The sequence below is a fragment of the Pantoea sp. Sc1 genome, from assembly GCF_000255315.1.
In the GTDB taxonomy this organism is placed as follows: domain Bacteria; phylum Pseudomonadota; class Gammaproteobacteria; order Enterobacterales; family Enterobacteriaceae; genus Pantoea; species Pantoea anthophila.
This window is the reverse complement of the sequence record NZ_AJFP01000001.1, coordinates 1,535,032-1,547,229: the sequence shown is the minus strand read 5'-3', so window position 1 is coordinate 1,547,229 and position 12,198 is coordinate 1,535,032. Positions and strand designations below refer to the sequence as shown.

The window sequence follows — 12,198 nt, the reverse complement described above, 5'->3', positions numbered from 1 at the left end:
GGCTTTTCCGCGAGCCAGAGAGCACGATCATAAATGACGTGCGGGCGATGCCCTGCTGGAGATGAAGTCTGTTGAGTGACGCTCGCCATGCGATTTATCGTTTTATCGCTTTTCCGGGTCCGGACAGAATAACCTGTGTCAATTGATGCGTGTCGTCATTCAAAGGGACGATAAAAAGGGGCGGTCAGACCGCCCCCTGTTGCTTACTCAATGATCAGCTTTTGTTGGTCTTGCCGTAGTCGTAGGCGTAGTAGTCGTAACCATAGCCATACGCGTTGGCCGCTTTACGCACCACGGCGTTGAGGATCACACCTTTAATCTCAATACCGTTCTGGGCAAAGCGTTTGAAGCTGACGTCCACTTCTTTCGTGGTGTTGGCTTCGAAACGCGCCACCATCAGCGAGGTGCCTGCCAGCTTACCGATAATTGACGCATCGGTAACGGCCAGGATAGGTGGCGTATCGATTAATACCAGGTCGTAGTTCTTGCTCGCCCAGTCCAGCAGCTCACCCATGCGACGATGCATCAGCAGCTCAGACGGGTTCGGTGGCACCTGACCACGAGGCAGGAAGTCAAAACCGTATACACCCTGCTGAATCAACGCCGGGCTGAACTCCGTTTTACCGGACAGGACGTTGGACAGGCCTGATTTGTTATCCGCGCCCAGCAGTTCGTGGGTGTAGCCACGACGCATGTCGCCATCGATGAACAGGACACGCTGACCCGCTTTCGCGACCAGGGTCGCCAGGTTGGCACAGATAAAGGTTTTACCAATACCCGGGCTGGCACCGGTGATCATCAGGATGTTGTTTTTCGCTTCCATCATGGCGAAGTGCAGGCTGGTACGCAGACTACGAATCGCTTCGATAGAGAGGTCAGTCGGGTTACCCAGCGCCAGCAGCGTTTCGTGCGGGTCGGTTTTCACCTTGCTGCCGCGACGCGCCAGGGCTTCGGTATCCTTCTTACGCTGCCAGTCTGACAGAGGCACGCTGGCATAGACATTCATGCCCAGCTCTTCCAGCTGATCCGGGTTCTCGATGCCGTGATGCAGCAGCGCTTTCAGCAGAACCAGACCGACCGACACGAACAGACCCAGAATCAGGCTAGCGGCGATGATCAGCATCTTCTTCGGTGCAACCGGCGCGTTTGCTGTCTGCGCGCTGTCGATGATGCGGACATCACCCACGGTGCTCGCTTTACTGATGCCCAGCTCCTGCTGACGGTTCAGCAGCTGCATGTAGATCTCCTGACCAGACTGAACGTCACGGGTCAGACGCAGGATTTCCTGCTGAGTCTGAGGCATGCCAGAGATTTTCTTGTTCAGCTGAGCCTGCTCATTCTCCAGCGTTTTACGTTTTTCCAGCAGCGCACGGTAGGTCGGGTGATCTTTGGTGAACAGCTGAGAGACTTCCGCTTCACGGAAGGTCAGTTCGTTCAGCTGGCTCTGCACGCTGACAGAGGAGTCCAGGGCAGATTTCGCTTCCAGTGACAGGTCAACCGATTCGTTCTGACGACGGAAGGCGTTCAGTTTGTTTTCCGCATCATCCAGCTTGCTGCGAACGGCAGGCAGCTGAGTGCGCAGGAACTCCAGACTTTTCTCGGCCTGCTCAGACTTGCGCTCAACGTTCTGCAGCAGATAGTTGTTCACGATCTGATTCAGGACTTTGCTGATCTGCTCCGGATCTTCACCCAGGTACTCCAGACCCAGCACGCCGGTATCTTTACCTTTGTCAGCTACGGTCAGGTTGGAGAGAACAGAACGGATCGCCTGCAGGTCGTTCAGCTTGGTGACGGTGAAGCTGGTGCCTTCGTCAGCGTGGATCTCGCTGACCAGCATGGTGACGTCGCCGTGCGACTCCAGCTGGCCGACTTTACCTTTGAACAGCTCATCACCATCTTTAGAAACGGTGTAGCTCTGCGGGCCGGTCACTTCCAGTTCCACGTTACGCTTGTCGATGGTGCGTGGGATTTCCAGGCGGGAAATCGCGATGCTGGCAGGTTTATTTCCCATCAGGCGCGACAGACCCTTACCGATAACCGGGAAGTAGTTCTGCTCAACCACGGTATCCAGACCCAGATCGTCAACCGTTTTGCCGATGACCATACGGGATTCGAGGATCTCGATTTCGGTATCAGACGCCGGTGTCGGTGGCAGAATGCTGTCAATTTCGTTCAGAACGGTGCTGGCGTTCTTCTGCTCAACCTGAACCAGCGCATCTGCGCTGTAAATCGGTGTCGCAAACAGTGTGTAGAGTGTTCCCGCCAGCATGAAAAAAGCGGTAACGGCAACAATGATCCAGCGATGATCAATTAGCTGTCCCACAAGATGCGCCAGATCCCATCCATTCGACTCCTCTCCCGGCGCGGTTCTGACCTTATTTTTTATATTCATGGATAATCCCAACTATCGGCTTAATACGTTGACCCACTTCTGGGTAGCGTTTTCCAGTAACCCGTAAATCTCTTCAAAGGCCTCACGGCTTTTTCGATACGGATCCGCAATTTCTTTCTGATTGAGCCAGTGCCCAAGCAGCATGGTTTTGCCACGCGCAGCGGGGTCGATGCGATTCACCTGTTCAATCTGTCGCTTTTCCATCACCAGAATCAGATCGGCCTGACGGCACATCTCGGCCGTCAGCTGCTGCGCCTGGTGACCGTCCAGCGACAGACCCTGCGCAGCGGCGACGTCAGAGGCTGTCTGGTCGGCCGGGTGGCCTACCAGCGCCCCCAGGCCAGCAGAACGAACATCCAAATCGGGCAGCGCGCGTTTAAACAGGCGCTCTCCGGTGGGAGAGCGGCAGATATTGCCGACGCAAACGACTAACACGGACGTAATCATGGTCAGACCTTAGTTCGACCAGTTGCGGATACGCAGCGCGCTCTCGCTCACATCGTTGATACCCGCAATGGTTGGCAGTAATTGCGAGATCACACGGTTCCAGCGCGTCAGCGGTGTAGAGGTGACATAAACGATGTCGTAAGGCTGAAGCTGGAAATCGGTGCCCATCACCATGGATGCCGCATCTTTGGTGTTCAACTGATAGATGTTGGCAATCTTGCTGCGATCGGTACCGTGCAGTGGACGGATAACGAAGACACCGGTGGCGTCAGAGGTGGTCTGATCCATCCCGGCCGCATTACCCAGCGCTTCCGCCAGCGTCATGCCGCTGCGGTCCATTTTCAGGGTCGCCTGCTGCTTCACTTCGCCCATGACGAAGATTTTCAGATCGTCATTACGCGGAACGTAGAGGATATCGCCCGGATAGAGGAGATGGTTCTGGCTCAGGTCGCCATTCTGCATCAGCGCCTGCAGAGAGACACGCTGCTCACGACCGTTGTGCGTCAGCACGACGTTACGCCAGTCTGCATCGGCAGCCAGGCCGCCCGCGGCGTTAATCGCATCCAGAATCGTCAGCGGCACGTTGGTAATCGGCTGCTGGCCTGAAGTGGTGACAGAACCGGTCACGTAGGCTTTCTGTGATTTGAACGAGGCGATGCTGACATCAACCTGAGGACTTTCGATGTACTGTGCCAGGCGACGGGCGACTTCGTTACGAACGTCGCCGACGGTACGGCCCGCGACACGCACACGACCGATGTAAGGATAGAAGATGGTGCCGTCTGAGTGTACCCAGTTGCCGGTGTCGCTGGCGCTACGATACTGACCGGCTGGGGTGGTCAGCTCCGGGTGATCCCAGACCGTGATGGTCAGGACATCGCCCACACCGATACGGTATTCGTAATTCTGAATTTCGTTCTGGAGAGTCGGGTTCGCCTGGGCCACCAGTGGCTTAGGACGCATCTTCTCAACCAGTGAAGGGGTTAACGGAAAGACGTTGACGTATTTGTCGATGTCAAAGTTGCTATCCTGCTGCTCAATGACATCTTTTCCCGACGTAGAAAGGCGCTGACCTGGTTCGATCGTACACCCGCTGAGGAATGTGGCGGATACCAGCAAGGGTATCAATTTCATTTTGATTGTAATCATTTAGATCTTCGCTATCAGTTATTTATTGATAGAGGCGAAACCGCCGCTGTGTAAGCGTCCAACAAAAAAGTAAATCCTGCCTGACTTAAGCTCTGAACCTGTCGTTCATTATCCTTGCTCCACTTGTTATACGTTGTCGCCATCTGTCAGGGCGAATCTGCGTGCCGTGCATCATAGTAGACTAATAATGCACGACGATATCCCTGACGATGGCGCCAACAACGACACGCCTGACAACGGCACAACACCTCTGAGTGCGCGTTAACGCACTCCTTTCGACTCACACTTAATACGCACCGTCACGTTTCAGGACGACACCCACTGTTTTGAACAGAATGGCGATGTCATTCCACAGTGACCAGTTTTTTACGTACCACGAGTCGAAATAGACGCGGGTTTCATAGTCAACATCATTACGACCGCTGACCTGCCACAATCCCGTCATGCCTGGCTTAGCCATCAGGTAATAATCAACATCACCAGCATAACGGCAGAGTTCATCTTCAATGACCGGACGAGGACCGACCAGGCTCATATCACCGCGCACCACATTCCAGAGTTGAGGTAACTCATCCAGACTGGTTTTACGAATGAAGTGGCCCACTTTAGTAATACGTGGATCATTTTTAAGTTTGAAATCTTTATCCCATTCCGCACGTGCAATCGGGTCAGTACGAAGGACCTCTTCCAGCACTTCTTTGGAATTAATCACCATCGAGCGGAACTTCAGGCATTTAAATTTACGGCCATTCATTCCTACACGTTCGTGACCATAAATCGGCGGTCCACCATCACGGCCAACCAGGAAGCCGAGCACCAGCAGCGCAGGCATCAGCATCAGAATAATCGACAGCGCACCGACAATATCGAATGTCCGCTTCAGGAAGCGCGACGTGCGTTTCGCCAGGTTGTTCTGAACACGCAGAATCATCACTTCGTGGCTGAAGATGTAGGCCATGTCGGTCCCGTAGAGCGGCACACCGCGCAGGGTCGGGATAACGGAGACGGAACGGCAGTTGTGCATCGCCAGCGACTTCAGCCACATATCGCGGTACTGACTCTGCTCAAACTCCACCGCCACGATGAACTGGGTTTCACTGCTGGCCAGATGCCAGAGTTCCTGCTCGTCGCGCAGCACCGGCACGCCATTCATGATCTCCTGCGGGCAGGTTCCATCAACGTCATAGAAGGCCACCACGTCAAAGCCCATCACCTCTTCGCTTTGCAGCGCCTGCCAGGCTTCGTGGGCATTTTTGCTGCTGCCAATAATAATGGTCTGTTTTTTCCACAAGCCATTTTTATTAAGCAGACGTTTTGCCAGGGCGCGACAGGTTGGAATGAAAATCAGCGCCAGTACCCAGGTCAGCAGCCAGACAAAACGCGACATCTGCCACTGCGACAGCGCGGTAATCGACAGGTCAATAACAGAAAATATAAGAATGGTACGAAAAACTTCTTTTAATTCGAACCAGAAAGGTTTGCGGTAAGTGTAGTGACGAAGTCTTACCCAGAACCAGCCGATGCAAATAATTGACAGACAAATGTGCGTGGCAATTTGTAGATTCATTTCTTTTTCAGAAATATCTGCCAGCGGCGAATCTGACTGAACATTAATTAGCATCATCGCTATAAATAAAGCTGCGTTGAAACAAATTAAATCTGAACAGGCCAGCGTTAATTTGGTAATAAGACTTTTAAACGTAAATTGTGTATCGCGCATATTTAACTCTTTATTTTATTTCCTTTAACCCGCAACGGCTATCGCCTGTTTAATCGCTGAACGATGAAGCCTCTTCAGACTGAGCCGTTTCTAAGGGGAGCTCCTGCGGCGTTTACGCCCATGATCTTAACCATAAATCCAATAATATTGTGATGAATACCAACAGATTACTCTGACTTTAATCACCGCCAGCGCTGCTCATTTTATCAACGAAAAACACGATTCAGGCACGCTACCGCCCTTGGCTGTCGCTGCCAATATCGCTGCCATCATTCATATTGCTCCCCATAATGCGTCAGCGTTACCGGAACGCATCATACAGACGTTCGCGCTCAAATTACGCAATCCGGACATTGCGATTAATGTCGAATTGGTACGCAAATTACGACTCTGGGGAAGAGTTTGCTAACTTGTTGCTATACTAGTTATTACTGGCTTGTTTACAAGCAGGTCCCGCTATCCCTGGACTATTTTAGGAAAAAGACTACCAGCGATTAGTATTGAAGCCAGACAGGCAGTGCAATCCTTTCGTAATAATTCGGATTAATGCCATACTCCCGCTGCGATAAATCGCATAAGCCCCGCAGGTGAATATCGTTTTCACGGTGCAGAATGAGTAAGAATTATCTCCCCTCCCCTCTGCAGAGTTAATCAAACCGTCACACCGTTATGCTCATCTTTTGCACGATAAATCCGGGCTATCCGGCTGCAACGCCCCTGCCCTGCCATTTGTACCGGGCTTCGCACTCCACTATCATCAGAGAAAACGCAATTTAAAATATTCAGGTGAACACGAGATGCTGGACGTAATGGCGGATCCCTCGCTCTGGGCAGGATTAGTAACGCTAATCGTTCTGGAACTGGTTTTAGGTATCGACAATCTGATCTTCATCGCCATTCTGGTTGAAAAGCTTCCCGGACCCCTTCGTGACCGGGCACGCGTGATCGGGCTGCTGCTGGCGCTGCTGTGCCGGTTGCTGCTGCTGGCTTCGCTCTCCTGGCTGGTTACGCTGAAGGAACCCTGGGTTACGCTGGCGGGCCATCCCTTCAGTGCGCGCGATTTGCTGCTGCTGTCAGGCGGGATTTTCCTGCTATTTAAGGCCACAACAGAGTTGAATGCGCGGCTGGAAGGCCTTGATGAAGAGAGCGGTCAACAAAAAGGCGGCGCTAAATTCTGGCCGGTGGTGGCGCAGATTGTGGTGCTGGACGCCATCTTTTCACTGGATGCCGTGATTACGGCCGTCGGGATGGTCAACGACCTGCCGGTTATGATGATTGCGGTTACGATTGCCATTCTGCTGATGCTGCTGGCCAGTAAGCCCTTAACCCGCTTTGTGAACAGCCATCCGACGATTGTCATCCTCTGCTTAAGCTTTTTACTGATGATTGGCTTCAGTCTGGTGGCTGAAGGCTTTGGCTTTGTGATCCCGAAAGGGTATCTCTACGCTGCGATTGGCTTCTCGGTAATTATTGAGGCGCTGAACCAGCTGGCTCACTTCAACCGCAGGCGGGTCCTCTCGGCGGGCCGCCCGCTGCGTCAGCGAACGGCGGAGGCGGTGCTGCGACTGCTGCGTGGCGCGGCAGAACCGGCGGAGCTGGACGCAAAGACCTCGTCACTGATTGCAGACAGCGATGACAGCATGCTGTTTAACCGGCAGGAACGGGTGATGATTGCCCGGGTGCTGGGCCTGGGTCAGCGCCACGTCAACAGCATCATGACCTCGCGCCATGACGTCGAACATATCGATCTCAGTGACGACCCGGCAGAGATCATGTCACGCCTCGACCGCAATCAGCACACGCGAATCCTGATTACCGACCACTCCAGCGAACCGCTCGGTGTGGTTCACGTCATCGATCTGCTGCATCAGTCACTGCACAACGTGTCGCTCGACCTGCGCGCCCTGATCCGCCAGCCGCTGGTATTTCCTGAACGCCTGACGCTGCTGCAGGCGCTGGAGCAGTTTCGCCAGGCGCACACGCACTTCGCCTTTGTGGTGGATGAGTTTGGTTCGGTGGAGGGCGTTGTCACCCTGAGTGATGTGATGGAAACCATCGCCGGCAATCTGCCGAACGAAGCCGGTGAAATCGACGCCCGTTACGATATTCAGATTCTGGCTGAAGGCCACTGGGTGGCTAACGGCCACATGCCACTGGAAGATCTGGCGCTCTATGTGAAGCTGCCGCTGGATGAACAGCGCGACTATCATACGCTGGCAGGATTACTGATGGATAAGCTGCAACACATCCCGCAGGCCGGCGATGCGCTGCAGCTGGGCGACTATCAGCTGAAAACCCTGCAGGTTGAAAACCACCGGGTTCAGAAGGTGGAGATCCTCTTCCAGCCCCCTGTTATTGAGGGGGTGTAAGAACCTGCGCCCGTTACGGGCGCAGGATTTTCTTCAGGTTCTGTTTGTTCTCGTCATCTTTCTGACGATCGATCCACTGATTGAGCCGGGATTTCGCTTCACTCTGCAACCGGTCACGCAGCACGGCATCCACCGGCAGTGAATATTGCAGACTGTCCCAGTCGCCATACATACGCAGCGGAATCGGCTGAGCAGAGAGCGTCTTCACCAGCGCGTCGTCGCCCTGCCAGCCGCTGATTTTCAGACCCAGCGTGACGTCCAGCTGACGCTGCGCCAGATCCACCCTGCCCGCGCCCTGTAAGCCGAGATCCTGACCATTGCCTTCGATGTCGCTGAAGCTGAGCACACCTTTATTCAGGGCGACCTGCGCACTGATCGACTCAATGCCTTCATCGGCCTTCTCTGTATTGCTGACTTTGTCGCTCACCCGCGCCACGGCGCGCTGCACCATCTGCTGAAGGTTAATCTGAGCCAGCTTCAGGTTACTGGCGCTGATCGTCGCCCTGCCCTGCCAGCGACGTTTGGCCGCCTCGACATTCAGCGTGTCGCCGGCCAGTTCGCCATCAAGACTCAGATTGCCCTGCAGACTCTCCGGCAGCGCAAATGCCTTCAGCAGCGGCTGAATGGCAATCAGCCGGAGCTGGGGCTTCAGGGCCACCTGCGTCTCCGGCTGACGGATATCAATGCTGCCAGGGATCGAGAAACTGCCATTGCCCAGTTTGCCGCGCAGTGTGTTCAGGGTCATCAGCCCCTGCTGGTTGCTGGCATCGACGGTGAGGCCGGTGAGCGACAGTCCGCGCCAGACCGCACTGTCCGCCTGTAATTTCAGGGCCAGATCCATCTCGTTCAGCGGGGAGTCGGCATTGCGGGTTTCACGCGGCGCAGCAATCACCGGCGACCGTGCGACGGTCGCGCGCTGCACGCCGGGCGTCTCGGCAACGGGGGCACCGTTCAGCAGATTATCGAGGTTCAGCGTGGTCGCTTTCAGATCCAGCGCCAGCCGCTGCGGCGGCGCAATATGGCCCTCACCCTGACCGGTCAGCGTGGTGTCATTAGCCGTGAGTTGCAGGTTGCTGAAGGCAAACTGCTGGCGGTCGCCATTCCATTCGCCCTGCAGGGTCAGCGAACCTTTAATGCCCTGAGGCGGGATATCGGCACCGGAAAGGGTGTAATCAAACTGCTGGAGCTGGCCGGTGAGACGATGAGGATACTGGGCGGCATCCAGCTGACCTTTGAGGGTGACAGTGGCGTTGCGCTGGTTGCGCATCAGCGTGGTGCTCAGCGCCAGCGTCGCCTGCTTGCTCGCGTCCTGCTCCATGTTCATGTTGAGATCGCGGAAATTGTATTCGTCGCCGCCTGGCTGCTGCCAGATCAGCAGGCTGTCTGCCACCCGCAGTTTCGCGATGTCAAACGACCAGCCGCCGGAGGGGGCAACCGGATCGGCATCACGGGGTCCCTGGGGGGCATTTTTGCTCAGCCGGGCAGCGCTGTCTGGCGTGACGCGCACCACCGCATTTTTCAGCATCACCTGGCTGACGCTCAGCTGATGGGATAACAGCGGCCAGAGATCCACATCCAGCCGCATATTGTCGGCCGAGACCAGCGGCTGGCTGGCACCGGGCGCGGTCAGACTCATCCGGCCGGAGAGAATGCTCAGCTGCGGCCAGACGTGCCAGCGCAGATCGCTGCTGACCTGAAGCTGATAACCACTGCGTTGTTCGACCTGCTGCACCATATAGGCACGAAAGTCGTTGGGATTGACCAGCAGCACCAGCGCGCTCATTCCCGTTACGACCACCACTAACAGGATGGCCAGCGTGGTTATCACTCTTTTCATCAAACCCTCAGATCAGTCTTTGTCGATACGACTGGCGTCAGCGCCCTGCTGACCCCGATATTTGGCATCTTCACGACGGTTATAAGGGCGCGCAGCCGGGCCAGAAAGCGGCTCGAAACTCAGCGCGCCGATAAGCATACCGGGACGCAGCGCCAGCGGCAGTTTACCGGAATTGTAGAACTCCAGCACGATCCGGCCCTGCCAGCCGGGATCGATGCGGTGCGCCGTGACATGCACCATCAGTCCGAGCCGGGCCAGCGAAGAGCGACCATCCAGCCAGCCCACCAGATCGTCCGGCAGCGTCACCGACTCCAGCGTTACCGCCAGGGCCAGCTCACCCGGATGCAGGAAAAAGGCTTCGCCATCCGCCAGCACGATCTCATCACTCATCACGCGATCCAGTGCCGCGCTCACTTCCTGTTTCGGGCCGCTCAGATCGATAAAGGCTGCGGTATGACCGCTGAAGGTACGGAACTGATTGCCCAGGCGCACATCGACCGTGGCGCCGTTGATGCGCTCGACCGGCGGACGCGGCTCAATCGCCAGCTTGCCACTGTCCAGCCAGGCTTCGATATCGCGATCGCATAATCTCATTGCGGTAACTCCATGACATGAGTGTAGCAAACCGGCAGGCGTGCCTGCCGCCGGTCTGCCTCACGTCCTCAGGGACGTGAACTATTCAAAAAACTGGTTGATTTTCGCCTTGAGGATATCGATGGCGATACGGTTCTTGCCGCCGCGCGGCACGATGATATCCGCGTACTGCTTAGACGGTTCGATAAACTGCAGGAACATCGGACGCACGGTCTTCTGATACTGGCTCATCACCGAATCCATGGAGCGGCCACGCTCATTGACGTCACGCTTCATACGGCGCATCAGACAGATGTCGAGCGGCGTGTCCACGAAGATGGAGAAGTTGAGCTCCTGGCGCAGGCGCGCGTCGGTCAGCAGCAGGATCCCCTCAAGGATAATGACCTTCTTCGCCTTGAGGATCTGCGTTTCCTGGGTGCGGGTGTGCTCGACATAGCTATACACCGGCAGCTCAATATCCTGCCCGGCTTTGACCGCCTGCAGATGCTGCAGCAGTAAATCATGATCCATCGCGCTCGGATGGTCATAATTGGTTTTAACCCTCTCTTCCATGGTGAGGTGACTTTGATCTTTGTAATACGCATCTTCCGGGATAACCCCGATATGCTCGCCACCAACCTGATCACGGATTTCACGATAGAGCGTGCTGGCAATTAAACTTTTACCGGATGCGGAAGCGCCGGCAATGCCTACAATCACGCACTGATGGGACTTGTCAGTCATACTTTTTTAAGACCTGATAACTGGAGCCTGCCACTGGTCACACATTACGCGGGCAGCTGACGGGCCGAAATGGAGAGGGTGTGTTCGCGCTAAGTATAGGGATTTCGGCCTTTTGATGCCAGAGAAATGGCGTCTGCGACTTTTCAGACTTTCTCCTTTGGACGCCACTCATTTCACCGATAAACTAGTGTCACCCCCTACTCAGAAAAAAATGGCCTGCGCAGCGGGCCGTTCAGATAACCCGTGTCGCGCACGTGACGACCGAATGATGCATCAGGAGTTGTATGCACTGGAAGACTTTGACCTATTTTGGCGACAGCATGCTGTTGATTCCGACAGCGGTGATTATTGCGCTGATTCTGCCGTGGAAGAGTGATAACCGTCTTACGGTGTTTTACTGGATTGTGGCATTTGGCCTGGCCGGTCTGACCGTCAGCCTTTCTAAAATTCTGTTTCTTGGCTTTGGCATCGGCAGCGCCCGCTTCAACTTTACCGGCTTCAGCGGTCACAGCGCCATGTCTGCCACCCTGTGGCCAGTGATGCTGTGGCTGATCTCCGGGCGCTGGCCTGCGCTGCTGCGCGTGGCGGCGATTGGCGTTGGCTATCTGATCCCGCTGATGGTCGGTTTCTCCCGTCTCGTTATCCACGCACACTCGAAAAGTGAGGTGGCGACCGGTCTGCTGCTGGGCTTCACGCTGAGCACCGCGTTTCTGATCTCCCAGCGCCGCACCGCGCTAAAGGGCTTCAGCTGGCCGCAAATCGGGGCCGCGCTGCTCGTGCCGTTTGTCCTGATGAGTCACGGTCGCGTTGCCACTACCCAGCAGTTTCTGGAGCGCTTCTCCGCCAGCCTGGCGGGTCTGGAAAAACCCTACACCCGGGCCGATCTTTTTCGCCAGTAATCAACAGGCTGCCCATCGATATTTCCCTGCCCGTCAATTCGCTGAATAACGGGCAAACTCGATTTCCT

9 protein-coding genes are annotated in these 12,198 nt (G+C 55.4%); 2 read left to right on the top strand and 7 right to left on the bottom strand.

What is annotated here, in order from left to right; genetic code table 11:
* Positions 1-214 precede the first annotated feature (214 nt).
* The 4 genes from wzc to wbaP form a co-directional block, all read right to left on the bottom strand.
* Positions 215-2,392: a tyrosine-protein kinase Wzc gene (gene wzc / locus S7A_RS07125; RefSeq protein WP_009089255.1), complete on the bottom strand. Its 2,178-nt coding sequence runs from the start codon at positions 2,390-2,392 to the stop codon at positions 215-217.
* 12 nt (positions 2,393-2,404) lie between these two features.
* Positions 2,405-2,839, bottom strand: coding sequence for a protein-tyrosine-phosphatase (locus tag S7A_RS07120; protein WP_009089253.1), 435 nt, complete (start codon positions 2,837-2,839; stop codon positions 2,405-2,407).
* 9 nt (positions 2,840-2,848) lie between these two features.
* On the bottom strand, positions 2,849-3,988 hold the full coding sequence (locus tag S7A_RS07115) for a polysaccharide export protein (RefSeq protein ID WP_009089251.1): 1,140 nt from the start codon (positions 3,986-3,988) through the stop codon (positions 2,849-2,851).
* Positions 3,989-4,274: 286 nt separating this feature from the next.
* A complete protein-coding gene (gene wbaP / locus S7A_RS07110; protein WP_009089249.1) occupies positions 4,275-5,708 on the bottom strand; it encodes an undecaprenyl-phosphate galactose phosphotransferase WbaP in 1,434 nt (477 codons plus the stop codon).
* A 797-nt stretch (positions 5,709-6,505) separates the two neighbouring features.
* On the opposite strand from wbaP, the gene S7A_RS07105 reads away from it, so the two are divergent.
* Positions 6,506-8,077 carry a TerC family protein gene (locus S7A_RS07105; protein ID WP_009089247.1) on the top strand — a complete coding sequence of 524 codons (1,572 nt, stop codon included), beginning with the start codon at positions 6,506-6,508 and terminating at the stop codon, positions 8,075-8,077.
* 13 nt (positions 8,078-8,090) lie between these two features.
* Here S7A_RS07105 and asmA read toward each other — a convergent pair whose 3' ends face one another.
* From asmA to udk, 3 genes are all read right to left on the bottom strand, one after another.
* Positions 8,091-9,914 (bottom strand): outer membrane assembly protein AsmA, encoded by a 1,824-nt coding sequence (asmA, locus tag S7A_RS07100; RefSeq protein ID WP_009089245.1) that lies wholly within the window; start codon positions 9,912-9,914, stop codon positions 8,091-8,093.
* 12 nt (positions 9,915-9,926) lie between these two features.
* The gene (gene dcd, locus S7A_RS07095) at positions 9,927-10,508 is read right to left on the bottom strand and encodes a dCTP deaminase (RefSeq protein ID WP_009089244.1); all 582 of its coding nucleotides are present in this window, start codon (positions 10,506-10,508) and stop codon (positions 9,927-9,929) included.
* Between the two features lie 81 nt (positions 10,509-10,589).
* Positions 10,590-11,231, bottom strand: a complete 642-nt coding sequence (udk, locus tag S7A_RS07090; RefSeq protein ID WP_009089240.1) for a uridine kinase — start codon at positions 11,229-11,231, stop codon at positions 10,590-10,592.
* A gap of 284 nt (positions 11,232-11,515) precedes the next feature.
* On the opposite strand from udk, the gene S7A_RS07085 reads away from it, so the two are divergent.
* A complete protein-coding gene (locus tag S7A_RS07085; protein WP_009089238.1) occupies positions 11,516-12,130 on the top strand; it encodes a phosphatase PAP2 family protein in 615 nt (204 codons plus the stop codon).
* Positions 12,131-12,198 lie beyond the last annotated feature (68 nt).

Excerpts from the sequence above, each read along its gene's own strand:
- wzc (WP_009089255.1), bottom strand. The coding sequence starts at position 2,392 with ATGAATATAAAAAATAAGGTCAGAACCGCGCCGGGAGAGGAGTCGAAT.
- S7A_RS07120 (WP_009089253.1), bottom strand. The coding sequence starts at position 2,839 with ATGATTACGTCCGTGTTAGTCGTTTGCGTCGGCAATATCTGCCGCTCT.
- S7A_RS07115 (WP_009089251.1), bottom strand. The coding sequence starts at position 3,988 with ATGATTACAATCAAAATGAAATTGATACCCTTGCTGGTATCCGCCACA.
- wbaP (WP_009089249.1), bottom strand. The coding sequence starts at position 5,708 with ATGCGCGATACACAATTTACGTTTAAAAGTCTTATTACCAAATTAACG.
- S7A_RS07105 (WP_009089247.1), top strand. The coding sequence starts at position 6,506 with ATGCTGGACGTAATGGCGGATCCCTCGCTCTGGGCAGGATTAGTAACG.
- asmA (WP_009089245.1), bottom strand. The coding sequence starts at position 9,914 with ATGAAAAGAGTGATAACCACGCTGGCCATCCTGTTAGTGGTGGTCGTA.
- dcd (WP_009089244.1), bottom strand. The coding sequence starts at position 10,508 with ATGAGATTATGCGATCGCGATATCGAAGCCTGGCTGGACAGTGGCAAG.
- udk (WP_009089240.1), bottom strand. The coding sequence starts at position 11,231 with ATGACTGACAAGTCCCATCAGTGCGTGATTGTAGGCATTGCCGGCGCT.
- S7A_RS07085 (WP_009089238.1), top strand. The coding sequence starts at position 11,516 with ATGCACTGGAAGACTTTGACCTATTTTGGCGACAGCATGCTGTTGATT.